At 60.2% G+C, this 14,901-nt stretch carries 14 protein-coding genes; 4 read left to right on the top strand and 10 right to left on the bottom strand.

Annotated elements, in window-relative coordinates:
• Nucleotides 1-103: 103 nt before the first annotated feature.
• The 4 genes from ACH518_RS05325 to ACH518_RS05310 all read right to left on the bottom strand — a co-directional run bounded on the left by ACH518_RS05325 (nt 104) and on the right by ACH518_RS05310 (nt 5,472).
• Nucleotides 104-1,300 carry a PepSY-associated TM helix domain-containing protein gene (locus ACH518_RS05325; RefSeq protein ID WP_445372147.1) on the bottom strand — a complete coding sequence of 399 codons (1,197 nt, stop codon included), beginning with the start codon at nt 1,298-1,300 and terminating at the stop codon, nt 104-106.
• Nucleotides 1,297-3,771, bottom strand: a complete 2,475-nt coding sequence (locus ACH518_RS05320) for a TonB-dependent siderophore receptor (protein WP_445372146.1) — start codon at nt 3,769-3,771, stop codon at nt 1,297-1,299. Before ACH518_RS05320 ends, ACH518_RS05325 begins: the two co-directional genes overlap by 4 nt.
• Nucleotides 3,772-3,898: 127 nt before the next feature.
• On the bottom strand, nt 3,899-4,858 hold the full coding sequence (locus ACH518_RS05315; RefSeq protein ID WP_445372145.1) for a FecR family protein: 960 nt from the start codon (nt 4,856-4,858) through the stop codon (nt 3,899-3,901).
• Nucleotides 4,859-4,935: 77 nt separating this feature from the next.
• Nucleotides 4,936-5,472, bottom strand: coding sequence for an RNA polymerase sigma factor (locus ACH518_RS05310; RefSeq protein ID WP_278209916.1), 537 nt, complete (start codon nt 5,470-5,472; stop codon nt 4,936-4,938).
• 169 nt (nt 5,473-5,641) lie between these two features.
• Between ACH518_RS05310 and ACH518_RS05305 the strand changes: the two genes are divergently transcribed.
• From ACH518_RS05305 to ACH518_RS05295, 3 genes are all read left to right on the top strand, one after another.
• Nucleotides 5,642-5,986: a hypothetical protein gene (locus ACH518_RS05305; RefSeq protein WP_445372144.1), complete on the top strand. Its 345-nt coding sequence runs from the start codon at nt 5,642-5,644 to the stop codon at nt 5,984-5,986.
• A gap of 197 nt (nt 5,987-6,183) precedes the next feature.
• Nucleotides 6,184-7,230, top strand: a complete 1,047-nt coding sequence (locus ACH518_RS05300) for a GlxA family transcriptional regulator (RefSeq protein WP_445372143.1) — start codon at nt 6,184-6,186, stop codon at nt 7,228-7,230.
• 136 nt (nt 7,231-7,366) lie between these two features.
• Nucleotides 7,367-9,529, top strand: coding sequence for a hemerythrin domain-containing protein (locus ACH518_RS05295; protein ID WP_445372142.1), 2,163 nt, complete (start codon nt 7,367-7,369; stop codon nt 9,527-9,529).
• Between the two features lie 24 nt (nt 9,530-9,553).
• On the opposite strand, the gene ACH518_RS05290 is transcribed toward ACH518_RS05295, so the two are convergent.
• Both ACH518_RS05290 and ACH518_RS05285 read right to left on the bottom strand, forming a co-directional pair.
• The gene (locus ACH518_RS05290) at nt 9,554-10,549 is read right to left on the bottom strand and encodes a Gfo/Idh/MocA family protein (RefSeq protein WP_445372141.1); all 996 of its coding nucleotides are present in this window, start codon (nt 10,547-10,549) and stop codon (nt 9,554-9,556) included.
• A gap of 25 nt (nt 10,550-10,574) precedes the next feature.
• Nucleotides 10,575-10,988 (bottom strand): GFA family protein, encoded by a 414-nt coding sequence (locus ACH518_RS05285; RefSeq protein WP_445372140.1) that lies wholly within the window; start codon nt 10,986-10,988, stop codon nt 10,575-10,577.
• 443 nt (nt 10,989-11,431) lie between these two features.
• Between ACH518_RS05285 and ACH518_RS05280 the strand changes: the two genes are divergently transcribed.
• The gene (locus ACH518_RS05280; RefSeq protein ID WP_445372139.1) at nt 11,432-12,655 is read left to right on the top strand and encodes an exo-alpha-sialidase; all 1,224 of its coding nucleotides are present in this window, start codon (nt 11,432-11,434) and stop codon (nt 12,653-12,655) included.
• Nucleotides 12,656-12,687: 32 nt separating this feature from the next.
• Here ACH518_RS05280 and ACH518_RS05275 read toward each other — a convergent pair whose 3' ends face one another.
• From ACH518_RS05275 to ACH518_RS05260, 4 genes are read right to left on the bottom strand one after another with little or no spacing between them, the layout of a single operon-like run.
• Nucleotides 12,688-13,044 (bottom strand): YciI family protein, encoded by a 357-nt coding sequence (locus tag ACH518_RS05275; protein ID WP_445372138.1) that lies wholly within the window; start codon nt 13,042-13,044, stop codon nt 12,688-12,690.
• A gap of 14 nt (nt 13,045-13,058) precedes the next feature.
• Nucleotides 13,059-13,556: an SRPBCC family protein gene (locus tag ACH518_RS05270; protein ID WP_445372137.1), complete on the bottom strand. Its 498-nt coding sequence runs from the start codon at nt 13,554-13,556 to the stop codon at nt 13,059-13,061.
• A gap of 22 nt (nt 13,557-13,578) precedes the next feature.
• Nucleotides 13,579-14,049 (bottom strand): VOC family protein, encoded by a 471-nt coding sequence (locus tag ACH518_RS05265; protein ID WP_445372136.1) that lies wholly within the window; start codon nt 14,047-14,049, stop codon nt 13,579-13,581.
• A 7-nt stretch (nt 14,050-14,056) separates the two neighbouring features.
• Nucleotides 14,057-14,539, bottom strand: a complete 483-nt coding sequence (locus ACH518_RS05260; protein ID WP_445372135.1) for a VOC family protein — start codon at nt 14,537-14,539, stop codon at nt 14,057-14,059.
• Nucleotides 14,540-14,901 lie beyond the last annotated feature (362 nt).

The following is a 14,901-nucleotide window of genomic DNA, read 5'->3' as shown; positions in this document are numbered from 1 at the left end:
CAGTTTCATGCCACAGAAAAACGCCTGTACATTCAAAATGTTGCGCGCCATGTCGCTTGGCAGATACGGCATATCGCCCAATCCAGCCGGCAGCTAACATAGTTTAATTTTCCCGTGCGTGGGCGGCCCGCCGCTTTTGCAGCCATCGCAGTACCCCGGTCAGATACAACAGCGGGCAAGCCAGACCGGACGCGAATACGGCGAGCCGCCCGCTCCAACCCAAAGCCTGGCCGCTGTGGATCGGCCATTGCCAATCCAAAAACACATCGCCGTAGCTGCCGCGCCCCGCTTCGTAGACTTGTAATAACCTGCCGCTGTATTGGTCGACGGCGAAATCCCGATAGCCCAAGGCAAAACCGCTTAACTCGGCGGCGTCGCGTTTGGCAATCCGAAACACGCCCCGCTCCCCAGTCGGTGCGGTCAACATCCACAACCTGCCGCCGGGATACGCCCGATTCACGGCCGCTTCCGCCACTTGAAAACTGATCGGATCGCGGCCCAGGGCCGGTTCCGAATACAACTTTTCGCTATCGATCCCTTCCCAGGCATTCGGCCGCGTCAACACCGAAAACCTGCCGACCACCCGGTTGACCGGCTCCGGCAAATTGAAATACACCCCGGAAAACAGCACCGGAAACAACACACAAAAGCTCAAAACACCGGCCAGTTTGTGCAGATCGTAGTTGCGTCTGACCCAACCGGCGCGGCGTCTGCACGCCAAGGCACGGGTAAAACGGCCGGTCGACGGCCACCACAATACCAGCCCGGTCGATAACGAAGCCAGCGACAGCGCCGAGACAATGCCGACTAATACCACGCCAAACCGATCCAGCAACAGACAATAGTGCAGTTGCATGATGAAGCTGACCAGCGGCCGCCGCCAGTAACCGGCGGCGGGATGCCACAATTGGCGGCCGGTTACCTGAGCCGTGTACGGATCGACGAAGAGGTAATAGCCGTCGCCGTCCGCTTCGCCACTTACGGATGCGTAATACAACAGCTTATAGGCCAAGCCCGGCCGGCGCGGATAATAGACCTTAAAAAAGCGGCTGCCGGGCCGCTTCAGGCTATCGGCGGCCGCGACCATCTCGTCCAGCGAGCGGACTTGAGGGTGTGCCGGCACGACAACGACGATTTGATCGCGGTTCAGAATTTCCTGCAGCTCCTCATAGAACACCAGAATCGCCCCGGTCAAACCCGCCAGCGCGACGATTGCCCCGGCGCTCAACCCCAGATATAAGTGCAGCTTGAGCCAGATTTTGCGGCGGGTCTGCCGCCGCCGTAAGCCTGCCGGGTTCAAAACTCGATCCGCACCGAGCCTAAAAAGGTGCGCGACGCGCCCGGTTGAATCCCGCCGGTACGGCTGCCCCAGGTGGAGTTGGTGTAATAGCGCTTATCCAGCAAATTGTCGATATTGAACTGCAGACTGATCTTGGAAGGGCCGGCATGAAAGGCGTAGCCCAACGCGGCATCGACCCGCGCGTAGCCGGGCAATTGAAACGAGTTGAGGTTGTCGCCTTCGCGCTGGCCGACCAGATAGACGCCGGCACCCGACCACAGGCCTTTCAAGGCCGGTTCGGCAAACTCGTATTTCGACCACAGGCTGCCGGCATGGCGCGGCACATTAATGAAGCGTTTGTCGCGGAAGTCGGCGTCTTCCACCACCCGGGTGTCGGTATAGGAATAAGTTGCGATTAGATTCCACTGCTCGGTGACCCGGCCGGCCATATCGAACTCTATGCCGCGGCTGCGGCCCTTGCCGACGAAGATGCTGTAGCGTTGGTCGTCGGGGTCGGTCTGAGCCACGTTCTTTTTGGTCAATTCGAAGAACGCCAGGCTGGCGTTGAGCCTGCCGTCCCACCACTCGCCTTTCAGACCGGCTTCGTAACCTTCCGACATTTCCGGTTTGCGCTGCGTGCCGGGCGCCACCAACACGCTGTTGGCGGCGTTCAGGGCTTTGCTGTAGTTGCCGTAGAGCGAAAGCCACTGCAACGGCCGATACAGCAAGCCGACCCGCGGACTGAACTCGCCGTCGTCCGTGGTCGGCGTATCGACCCAGCTGGTGCGGGCCTGGTCGTAACGGGTACCGAACAACACATGCCAATCTTCCCTGATTTTGACCTGGTCCTGGATGTACAGCCCCCACCAGGAATCGCGGCCGGACGAAGTCGGATCGTATTGTTCCTGGCTCAAATCCACGCCCGGCCGGCCGTAAACCATGGGCTGATAAATATTGATCCGTGCCGGAAAAGTATTGCCGCAGCCCACTTCGCACAGAAACAACGCGGTGTTGTTGCGGTAATCGATTTTAAAAATATCGCCGCCGACCGCCAGCGTATGTTCCGTAGCGAGCAGGGAAAATTTGCCGGTCAGGTTGATCAGACCCTGAATGCTGTCCTGGTCGTAATCGTACATGCTGTACCAGCGCGAAGCCTCGCCGCTGGTTTCGTCCAGGGCTTCGATGCCGACGCCGGCGCTGTATTGGTGGTTGCTGTTGTAAGCGGCCTTGGCTTCCAGCTTCCAGCGCTCGTTGAATTCGTGGCTCAGACTCATGCCGCCGTAAAGCAAGCTAAAATCGGCGCCGTCCAGCGCCGGCTCGCCGAAATAACGGCTGATCGGTACGTTGGCCGGCCGCTTGCCGACCGCCGGAACGCCGAAAGTCGTCGGGCCGTTGACATCGTGGTAACGAAAATCGAAATCCAGCCGGGTGCGCGGCGACAATATCCAAGCCAACGACGGCGCGACGAAACCGCGCTCTTTATGCACCACATCCCTGAACGAATTGCTGTCCAGATACTCCATATTGAAGCGGTACCGCAGGCTGCCGTCCTGGTTGACCGGACCGGTTGCATCGACCAGGGTCCGGTACAGATCGAACGAACCGAATTGCTGCTGCACCGAGTAGTAAGGCGTGTCCAACGGCCGTTTGGTAACGTAGTTGATCAAACCTCCCGGTTGTAATCGGCCGTACAAGGCGCCGGCCGGGCCTTTCAGAACTTCGACCTGTTCGATGTTGGCCAGCGAATGCGATTGGGAAACGTCGCGCAGGCCGTCGATATACTGGCTGCTACCGGTATCGAAACCGCGCAGAAAAGCCGTGTCGTAGAAAAACTCCTCGCCGCGGGTATCGAAATAACCACTGACATTGCGCAGTGCATCGCCGACCCGGATCGCCTGCTGGTCTTGCAGCACCGCTTTCGGCACCACCTGGATCGAAACCGGAGTTTCCATCACCGGCGTGTCGGTCTTGGTCGCCGTGCTGGCAACGCTCCGGTTGTAATGCGGGTTGTACGGATCGGTATCGGCGTATTCGGCTCTGCCGGTTACCGTCACGCCGGGCAATACGGAAGCGGCCGACTGCGGTGATGCGGCCGCGGCTTTTTCCAAGGTCAGACTGCCCGATTCGGTACGCCGGACCGTCAAACCGCTGCCCGCCAACAAGCGCTGCAAAGCCTGGCTCGGCGTCATTGTTCCCTGCAAGCCCGGCGAAACCAATCCGCGCAGCAGATCGGCATTGATCAGCAATCGCTGGCCGCTGGCCTCGGAAAACTGCAGCAACGCATCGGCCAGCGCCCCGGCCGGAATCTTAAACTCCACCGTCGGCGGCGACTTTTCCGTGGTGTCGGCGATCGTGCGGACCGGAAAGGCCGTCAGCAACAATCCGGCGCAAAGCAGCGGGGCGGCCCAGACCTGCGCCCGCCGCTCGCGGCAGGCATTTGCGGCCGGGCTGGCGGCAGCGGCGAACGGCGGGATACTGGCTTCATGCATCATTGGGACTCCGTCGATTGATATCCGATTCGGCCGGCAGCGGCTTATGCCGCCGGCTCCTGCGATGAAGACGAAATCAACTCGGTAGAGCATCCATCCGCCCGAAAAAAAATATCGGGCGTCGAAACAATCAGCCGGCGGAAAGCAACACCAGCGCGTCACCAAATGTGGTGACTTTGACGGGAAGAGTCTGAGCAATGGTTTGCAGCGCCTGATCGGTATCGCCGATATCGAACACGCCGGTCAGCGGCAAATCGGCGATGCGGCGATCGACGATCAGTATCTTGCCGGGCCGGTAACGCTCCAGTTCGGCAATAACCTCTGCCAGCTTTTGGTCTTGAAACACCATGCGCCGTTGCCGCCAAGCGCCGGCGCGTTGCGGATTGACAGCCGCCACCGGCTCCAACCGGTCGCCGGCGAAGCCGAGCTGCTGGTTGGCGGACAGGCGCTCGTGAGTCCGGCCCCCGGCGGTGGTGATTTTTACCGCATGCTCGAATACGGTGACACTGGCCCCGCCGTCCCGGCAGCGGACGCTGAACGCGGTACCCAGGGCCTGGATTTCACCGGCTTCGGTGGTGACGACAAATGGCCGCCGCTTGTCGGCCGCCACTTCGAAATAGGCTTCGCCGCGTGCCAATTCGATCCGGCGTCGCTCGGCGGAGAAGTTGACCGAAAAAGCGCTGCCGCTGTTGAGCAATACGGTAGAACCGTCGCTGAGTTGCACCTGGCGTTGTTCGCCGACTGCACTGCGGTAATCGGCCAGCAACAGGCTCCATTGCGGATAGGCCAGCGTCAACCCCAGTAAGGCGGAGGCCGCCAAGGCCAGTCCGGTTTTAGACCAGCGCTTGCGCGGTCTTGTAACCGGCCTGGCCGCCGCAATGGGCGGCGCTAAATCGGTATCGGCAAGCGGCAATTGGTCCAGGCCGCGCCAAAAGTCGTTGACGTCGCGCCAAGCCTGCCGGTTTTCCGAAGCCTGAGCCAGCCAAGCCTGAAACGCCTGGTGCACGGCAGCGTCGGCCAGATCGGAACTCAATCGGGCCTGCCATTCCATGGCCTGTTGTTCTGCATGTTGCTGTCGGCGGTCTGGCATGGGCGGCAAGCGGGAGTCTGAAGGAAATCGGCACGGCAATTCGGCCGGGGTATTGTCCACCATCGGCCGGCTTCCGGCTACGACCGGTCGGCAGGACCGCCGGCTTCCAGTTCCTGCATCCGCCGCCGGCAATGCTCCAGCGCTTTGACGATATGCTTCAACACGGTGTTTTCCGAGATATCCAGTTCGCGCATGATCTGCGAATAGGGGTAGTGTTTGAATTTATGCAGAACGAACACTTCCCGACACCGCGGCGGCAGCTCCGCAATAGCGATACGCAAGTGGGCCAGCTGCTGCTGGCTGTAGAGCTGGCGCTCCAGGCCGGGCTGAGCGTCGGCATGTTCGGCCAATTCCTCGGCGTCGGCATGGCGCGCCTGTTCCCGCTGAATTTTCCGGATATGGTCTATCGCCAGATTGCCGACCACTTTGTACAGAAACGCCCGCGGATTCCGGATCGGCGCATCGGCTTCGACTTGCCTGAGGCGAAAGAACGCGTCTTGCAGGATGTCGGCAGCCGCATCCGGGCATCTCACCCGATTCAACACAAAACCGAATAATTCCTCGCGGTGAAGTTCGAGCAGCGTGCTGGCAAAGGCTTGGTCGAGTTTTAACATGGCAAAAAATTGCGGAGGGAAACCGGCTTTCCCGAAGCAAAACTTTCGCCAGCATCAACGCCTCGCGCCGCTTTTGCCCGGCACGCCCGGTAAATTCGGCGTCGCGGAGACAAGAATCGGCTGGGCTGGACGCGCGGCAGACAAACTTGCCGCTTGAAAATTGCGGGAAATGCCGCATCGACTGTGGCAATTGCCGCAGTCTGGCGAACTTGCCGGCGCTGACCGAAGGCCGCGGCAGAGTGCTGTCGGCGGCGTGCTGGCCGGCAAGCGCGAGGGAAGCTATGCCTACTACGGCAGCCCGTTCCAGTTGCCCGGTTATGTGCGGCTGGACGCCTTTGCCGCCTACAAATGGAATGTGCATAAATTCCCGGTCACCGCCCAATTCAATATCCGCAACTTGTTGGATAAAACCTATTACGAATCGACCGACCCGGATTCGAATGTCTCGCCGCGTAACGGTATTTATCCCGGCGCGCCGCTAATGGCGATCGGCTCGATCAAAGTGGAGTTCTAAACCGGGCGCGGAGCCGGCGGGTTACGACATTTGCCGCAACTCGTCGAGTTATCCCGGATTTCGGTCGAGCTCCCAACGGCGACCCTGGTAGGGTCCGCCAGAATCAGCGTTGGCAGAAAACGAGGGAAAGTTGTCATTGAATCATCCTCCAGAACGAGTACGCTTGTTAGCGAGACCAGCTAACGGGGGAAAATGTCATGACGACATTTAGCTTTGCTCATCCGGAAAACTTCAAATACCAATCGCGTACCATCGGCATCGTCGTATTTCCCGGCGTGGAATCGCTGGACATCACCGGCCCGTTCGAAGTGTTCAACTTCGCCAATCTCGGCTTGGGCCAGCACGGTATCGACTGCGACCCGATTTACACGATCAAACTGTTGGGCCGGAGTCCGGGGCCGGTGGCGACGCTGTCCGGCCTGCAAATCGTCGCCGAAGACATTTACGGCGATACTTCGACCGAGTACGACACCTTGTTGATTCCCGGCGGCGACATTTCGCAGGAATTGCACAACCGGGAACTGCTGGACTGGATCGCCGCGATGGCACCGAAGGTTCGCCGCATCGCCTCGGTGTGTACCGGCGCCTTTTTGTTGGCCGAAGCCGGTTTGCTGGACGGCCGGATTGCCACCACCCATTGGCATTACAGCCAGCAACTGGCGGAATGCTATCCGAACATCCAGGTCGAAGCGGACCGGATTTTCATCAAACACGGCCATATTTTCACCTCCGGCGGCATCACCTCCGGCATCGATCTGGCGTTGGCCTTACTCGAGGAAGATTGGGGCCGGGATTTGGCGCTGTTTGTCGCCCGTTTCCTGGTTGTATTCCTAAAACGGCCGGGCGGCCAATCCCAGTTCAGCAGTTATTTATCCAACGAAGCGTTCCAGCGTACCGACTTGCGCGAATTGCAATCCTGGATCATCGCCAATCTGCATACCGAACTGAAAGTCGAGACGATGGCGGAACGTTTGGCGATGAGTCCGCGTAATTTCGCCCGGGTGTTTCTGAACGAAACCGGTATGACACCGGCCAAGTTCGTCGAAACCGCCCGCATCGACCAAGCCCGGCATTTTCTGGAAACCACCGAACAGTCCATCGAAAGCGTCGCCAAAAAGACCGGTTTTAAAGATCCGGAGCGGATGCGACGCACATTTATCCGTCAGTTGGGCATCAATCCGCAAAACTATCGACAGCGATTCAGTCGAGCCGCATCCGTGATTGGCCAAGCCTGGCAACAGTAAGGACGTTAACCGCCAGATTCCGTTCGTGCCCGGAGCGCTATCGTCGGCTTCGGAGTTCCCTCAGTAACCGCGGCCATAAAGCCGGCCGGGCAGGCCGTCGCTTTGCCCGGCAGTAACCACACCCAGGAGAACCGTTATGCGCATTTTATTGATCTCAACTGCCTTTTCGGGATTGACTCAACGCTTTTACACCGAACTCGACGACGCCGGTTACGACGTCTCGGTGGAATTGCATCACGGCAACGACGCGCAACTGACCGAAGGCGTGGAATTATTCAAACCGGATCTGATTCTTTGCCCTTACCTGACCCGGCGCCTGCCGGAAAACATCTACCACAAATATCTCTGCCTGATCGTGCATCCCGGCATCAAAGGCGATCGCGGCCCGTCGTCGCTGGACTGGGCGATTCAGGAACGGCTACCGGAATGGGGAGTAACGCTGCTGGCCGCCGACCGGGAAATGGATGCCGGCGCCATCTGGGCGACTAAATGTTTCCCGCTACGCCAAGCCAACAAGAGCAGCCTATTCAATCGGGAGGTAGCGCAGTGCGCGGTGGATTGCTTGTGGGAAGCCATGACCTATCTGGATTCGGCCCATTTCCGGCCGGAACCGCTGGATTACAACCGGGCCGATGTCAAAGGCCGGCTGCGGCCGGCCATGAAACAAGCCGATCGCCGTATCGACTGGAAACGGCACACGACCGCCGAAATCCTGGCCAGAATCCATGCCGCCGACGGTAGCCCCGGCGTGCTGGACGAGCTCTACGGCCGGCCGTTTTACTTATACAACGCCACGGCCGGCGAACGCTGCGGCGGCAAACCCGGCGAAATCGTCGCGGTTGCCGCCGGCGCGATTTGCCGCGCCACGCTGGACGGTTCGATCTGGATCGGCCACCTGAAACCCAAAACCGGCGATACCAGCGCAATCAAGCTGCCGGCGGTAACCGCATTGGCCGATTTGCTGCCGGAACCGCCAGCCGGCCTGTCCGGCTGGTTCGGCAAAACCGTCAAGCGCCACGAACCGGATTACACCCAGCCAGGCCGACAATATCCCTGGCAGGAAGTCTGGTACGAAATCGTCGGTCAGGCCGCTTACTTGCATTTTCAATTTCATAACGGCGGCATGTCCACCGAGCAATGCCGCTTGTTGTTGCGGGTTTATCAACACGTGGCGACGCTGGATGTGAAAGCCATCGTCTTGACCGGCGGCGACGACTTCTGGTCCAACGGCATTCATTTGAACCGGATCGAGGCTGCGGCCAATCCGGCCGACGAATCCTGGGACAACATCAATGCGATCGACGACCTGATCCGGCAGATCATTACCACCATGGACAAAATCACTATTGCGGCGGTGGCCGGCAACGCCGGCGCAGGCGGCGCGATTCTGGCGCTGGCGCCGGATAAAGTATTCGTCCGCGACGGCGTCGTCTTCAACCCGCACTACAAAAACATGGGCGAGTTGTACGGCTCCGAATATTGGACCTATTTGTTGCCAAAGCGGGTCGGCCACGCCGTCGCGGCCGAATTGACCGAACAGCGGATGCCGGTCAGCGCTCGCCGGGCCTGGCACCTGGGCATGGTCGACAAGGTGCTCGACCGGCAGCATGCGATCTTTGCCGCGCAAATCCGCCATTCGGTAAACACCTTGATCGCCGACCCGGCCAATCTGCAGAAAATGCTGGCCGAAAAAGCCGCGGTCCGCTGCCGGGACGAAGCCATCAAACCGCTGGCGGCGTACCGGAAATTCGAGTTGGCGCAAATGTATGCCAACTTTTACGGCAGCGATGCCTACCATCAGGCCCGTAAAGCGTTCGTCTTCAAAAAAAGCGACGACAAAACCGCGGACTACCTCGCCAAACATCGCCAACCGGCCGGCGTGGCCAAGGCGGTACCCGGCAGCATGGCGCATTGCGTTTGGCAGGATTGTTATGCGATGGGTGACCCTCAAGTGGACAATCAACACCAAGACTTCTTCAAGATTGCCGACAAACTGCTGGCGGCCCGCAACAAGGACGAACGGCTTGATTTGATGTTCGAGCTGTACCAGCATGTCAAAGAACATTTCGCCGAGGAAGAAGCGCTGATGAAAAAATCGGGTTTCCAGCATTACCCCAACCACGCCAAGGAACACAATCTGATGCTGGAGAAGCTACTGGAAATGGACAAAAAAATTCAGCACGACCAACTGGCTCCAACCGACCTGCCGGAATTCATCGAGCGCTGGACCAAGCACATCGTCAACTCCGACATGGCCTTCAGCCAACACTGGAAGGAGATGAACGTGTTCAGTGTTTAACCGTTTGTTTGGCAAGAGTGACTTTCACCCCAAATGCCCGCAAATCGCGTCCATCACCCAGTTGGTTCTGGCCGCGGTTTCGCCGGTGGACGACGCGCAGCCCTGGCCGCGTAATTCGGCGACAATCGCTTCGATCAGGTGCAACTGGATGTTTTCCGGATTGGGCGGCAGAAATTGCCGGGTTCCGGCCGCGTTTTCCAGCATGATCGGAGTAAAGGCGAAAGTGGAAAAACTTAGCGCACCGGCGCTGCCCAGAATTTCGACGCTGTCGGCCCGGCGGGTTTCGGCGGCGGCAAAACACCAAAAACCGGAGCCGATTGCGCCGTTGGCAAAGCGAAACGCCGCGGCAACGGTATCTTCTGCCCGGTAAAGCCCGCCGCGATTGGCGCAATGGCCGGTGACGTCGACGATCGGACCCAAAATGAAATCCAGCGCGTCCAGTGTATGGCAGGCCAGATCGTAAAAATAGCCGCCGCCGGCGATATCCGGATTAACCCGCCAGGGCAATTGCTCCGGATTGCGGTCGGCCGGGCGCGGCGTTTGCACTAGGCGGATGTTGACGGCCAATACCGTACCGATCGCGGCGGCGTCGATCAGCGCCTTGATCTGCAGGAAGTAGGGCAACGCGCGGCGGTAATAGGCTACGAACAACGGCAATCCGGCGTCGCGGGCGGCTTGGTTCATCACCAGACAATCGGCATAACGGCAGGCCATCGGCTTTTCCACGTAAACCGGCTTACCGGCGCGCAAGGCTTGCAGCGCATATTCGGCATGGCTGGACGGCGGTGTCGCGATATACACGGCATTGACTGCCGGATCGGCTATCAGCTTTTTCGCATCCGCGTACCAGCGCGGCACGCCGTGGCGCGCCGCATAATCCGCCGCTTTCTCGGCGCTACGGCCCATCACCGCGACCAGTCGGGAATGGGCGACCTTGTTGAAAGCCGGCGCACTTTTTCGTTCGGCGACCGCGCCGCAGCCGATCATGCCCCAGCGGACTTCGTCGAGTCGGATTGCCATCGGCTTGAAATCGAGGACAGGTGGCTCAGGTCGGGTACGTGGCGTAGCGCGGCAAATCGTCGCCGGCGCAAGACCAGTCGGCTCTTGAATCCCAGAAAATCCGGGCTTGCGGCTGGATCGGCGCGTCGTCGTCCAAGGTGCCGGCCGGAATCAATACCGCGGCCAATTCCGGCACGAAACGGGCCACGGCGCAGCCGCATTCGCTGCAAAACTGGCGGGCAAAGCGCTGCGCTTCGGGTACTTTGTAACGCTTCAGCAACGTTTCGCCTTGGCTAAAGTTTAGTGTCGCGTTGCTGAGAAATAGATTGCTGGCATGGCCGCTACCGGAGGCTTTGCGGCAGCGCTGGCAGTGGCAGTGGTAGAAACGTTGCGGTTCGCCGCGGACTTGAAACTTTACGGCGCCGCACAAGCAACTGCCGTTTAACGTGGTTTCGGACATGGGGCCTCCTGTTTTGTCGATAGCCGCAAACGCCGCGCCGGCCGATTGCGGCGGGTGGTGAATCGATTGCAGCATGCACCGCCGGCACCGAGGCCGTCAAGTTGGGGCGAGAACTGCTGAGCCTTGCTCTCGATATCATTCGACCGGACAGCCACTCAGCGGGTGCGGCGGCAAACGCCAATTCGGCTCCGGCATCAGCCGAGTTGTTGTCGGGCTGCGACAAAGCGACAATGCCAACGCCTTTCCGATGCGGGGTTCAGTGCGGACAGAGGCGATTTGGCGTATAAACACCCAATCGGCGGTTCCAGGATGACCGCCCAATTCGACATTCGCATTATGCCGGATATGGCGTAGTGCTAATCTACCGTTCCCGATTCCTAAGCCGCGCCGGTGGCTCGATTCGGGTGGAATATTAATCCGGCAGCGATGCAGAGGCATTAGGTATGAACATATTCAAGTGGGCGGAAACAACCCGATTTGCAGTCCTGGTTTTGCTGGCGAGCGCTAGTTCCGCGGCCCTCGCCGACCGGCCGATGCCGTGGCGGGAACTGGCCGTGCCGGCGGCCGATAACAGCCAACAACACCATCTGGAAAAAACCGCGGCCGGGGAACTGATCCTGAGTTGGGTCGAAGTCGACGGCCGGGCCAGCACCGCCAAATTTGCGGTGCTGGAAAAATCCGGCTGGAGCCTGCCGTTAACGGTAACCCGCGAGGACGGCAAACTGGCCGATCCGCCGGTGGTGCTGGGTTTGAGCGACGGCAGTCTGGCGGCGGCCTGGATGCCGTATCCGAAGGAGTCGGCGGACCGCTACGCAGCGGATATTTACCTGGCGCGCTCGATCGACGGCGGCCTGAGCTGGAGCCCGCCGCTGAAACCTTACGGCGAGGCGGCGCGGATCTACGACGCGCAAATGTCGCTGGCGGCTCTGCCGGGGGCGCGTCTGGCGTTGGTCTGGACCGATATGCGCTTCGCCAGCCACGCTCCGGACGCCGATAAAAAAGCCAACCGTTACCAGTTGATGTCGACGGTGGTCGCCAAAGAGTGGCAGGCCAGCCCCGAGCGGATTCTGGACCACGACGTTTGTTCCTGCTGCCGCAGCTACACCGCGGCACTGGGCGAACGCTTGCTAACGGTGTACCGCGACCATGCCGCCGGCGAAATCCGCGATATCAGCGCAGTGCGCTGGCAACCGGCTAACGCAACGCCGCAAATCGGCGACGTCCACGCCGACGGCTGGGTGATCGGCGGTTGCCCGAGCAACGGGCCGTCGGTCGATCTGGCGCCGACCAATGCGGTGGTGGCCTGGTTCAGCGCCGCCGACGGCAAGGGCCGGGTCAAGGCGGCGTTCTCGCAAGACGGCGGCGAAACGTTCCGGGCGCCTATCGAATTGGATGCCGACGCCAGCGGTTACGCCAACGCCGTGTTGCTGGAAGACGGTTCGGCACTGGTCAGTTGGCGCGGCCGGCAGGGGCCGGACGACGAGTTACGCGTCGCCAAGCTCGGCGAGGACGGTAAAATCAGCCGGCGCACCACGCTCTACCGCGGCGGCTTTCCGAAATGGCCCAGCAAGTATCTGGCGACGCAAGTAATCGGCAACCAAGCCTACCTGGCCTGGACCGATCCGGCCTTGAAGCGGGTGCGGCTGGCCGTGGTCGAATTGAATTGAGCCGACAGCTCCGAGGCTACGGCGCGGCTAAATCACGACCCCGGCAAACCGTCCAGTTCGATTAACGGCCGGACTTCGACGGTACCCTTGCGCGCCATCGGGATGCGTTCCGCCGCGGCCAGGGCTTGATCCAGGTACGGCACGTCGATCAGGTAATAGCCGCCGAGTTGCTCGCGGGTTTCGGCAAACGGACCGTCCGTGACCAGAAGCTTGCCGTCCCGCACCCGCACGCTGGTCGCCAGCGCGGTCGGTTGCAACGGGCTGGCGGCGACGAATTGGCCTTTGGCCGCCAAATCCTGCGCCAGTTGCCGCGATTCGTCGTAACAGGCTTGGCGTTCGGCTTCGGCTAGGTTTTGTTCTTCAAAATAGATCAATAGCAGGTATTTCAAGTTACCTCCTTCGCTTAGCGATTCTTCAGATAAGCCAGCATTTGCGCCAACGCCTTGCCCCAGCCTGCCTCGAAGCCCAGCGCCGCGTGTTGCTCGCGGCCGGCGGGGTCGGCGTGCAGTACGGTGGCTCGATACAACGTGCCTTGCGGGTGATCGCTCAACTCGATGATGCCGGTCATCGCAAAATCGCCGCAGGCTGCGGCATTGCCGGAGCCGAACGGTTTGGGCCGGAAGCCGGGCAGCAGCGTATTGGTCCAGACCAAACGCCGATGTTCGACGATTTCCAGGTAGCAGCCGGCATGCGGAAACTCGGCGCCTTCCGGCGAGCGCATCGTGGTCAAAAAGGCGCCGCCGGGTTTCAAGTCGATTTCGCAGGCTACGGTCTGCCACGGCAGCGGGCAAAACCACGGCATCAGGTGCTCCGGCACGGTCCAGGCCTGCCAGATTTGTGCTCTGGACAGGTCGACGCTACGTTCGAATACCAGGTCGAGTTGCGGGTCGAATAAGGTCATTTGCTGTCTCCTAAAAATAAAGTCAGGCCGCGGCGGCCTGTTCCAACGCGGCGATATCGATCTTGCGCATTTGCAGCATCACTTGCATCACCCGCCCGGCCTTGGCCGGATCGGGATCGCCGAGCAAGCGGCCGAGCGCGGTCGGTACGATTTGCCAAGGTACGCCGAAGCGGTCGGCCAGCCAGCCGCATTGGTTGGGTTGGCCGCCCTCGGACAGTTTGTCCCAGTAGTAGTCGACTTCGTCCTGGCTTTCGCAATTGACGACAAACGATACCGCTTGATTGAAACCGAATGCCGGGCCGCCGTTCAACGCGACGAATTCCTGGCCGTTCAGGACAAAGCCGGCGGTCATCAGCGTGCCTTCCGGCAATGGCGCGCCGGCCGGGTAACGGCTGAGGTTCAGGACTTTGCCGTCCTTGAATACCGACAGGTAGAAATTCATGGCCGGTTCGGCCTGGTCGTCAAACCAGAGACACGGGGTAATCGTTGCCATGGTTGCCTCAAGCGCAATCGCCGCCGGCGGCGAGCAACTCATCCATCTTCGCTTGAAATTCGCTGCCGTCGACATCGGCGACGTGGGTCGCCAACATCCATTGGTGGCCGAACGGGTCGCTAACCACCGCCATCCGGTCGCCCCAGAATTGATCGGCTGGTTCCATTACCGGCGTGGCGCCGGCCGCCACGGCCTGGGCAAATCCGGCATCGACGTCGTTGAGATACATGTGCAGTTTGACCGGGGTACCGCCCAACTTGTGCGGCGAGGCCGAGCCGGCATTCGGGTATTCGTCGGAAATCATGAAATGCGATACGCCGATGGTGAATTCGGCATGGCCGATTTTGTCGCCGGGCATAAGCAGGCGCATGATTTCGACGGCGCCGAACGCCTGCTGGTAAAACGCCAATGCGGCGGCGGCATCGTCGACGGTCAGATAAGGCGTGACGCTTTGGTAGCCTTCGGGGATCGGTTTGACGGGTGAGTTCATCGTTTACTCCTGTGTCGTAAATGAAAGGGTTCGCCAGCTAGTCGAACGGCAAACCCGGAAATCGACAAACACCACCGATATTTTTCCTCCTGGGGTTCCGTCCGGCCCAATGCCCGGCGCCCAAGCCAATCCGGGCCGGCTAGTCCAGACCGCCGTCCTGTCAATCAAGCTCGCAGTCATTTCGCCGATTTAATCCGTTTGCCATAACAAAGACTCCGTTGCGCATAAAACCGGGCGCGGTTAAACCGATACCATACCCACCGGCCCAGCCAGCAAATATTGCCTGATAACACAATGACTTAGTTGATCATGTACTGAGTTTGGCGATGCGGCCGGCCGAGCCGGTTTTTTATTTCGGACAT

It is taken from the genome of Methylomonas sp. HW2-6 (assembly GCF_052474525.1).
Note: the sequence above shows the minus strand (reverse complement) of the source record. Positions and strands in the feature narration are given on the sequence as shown.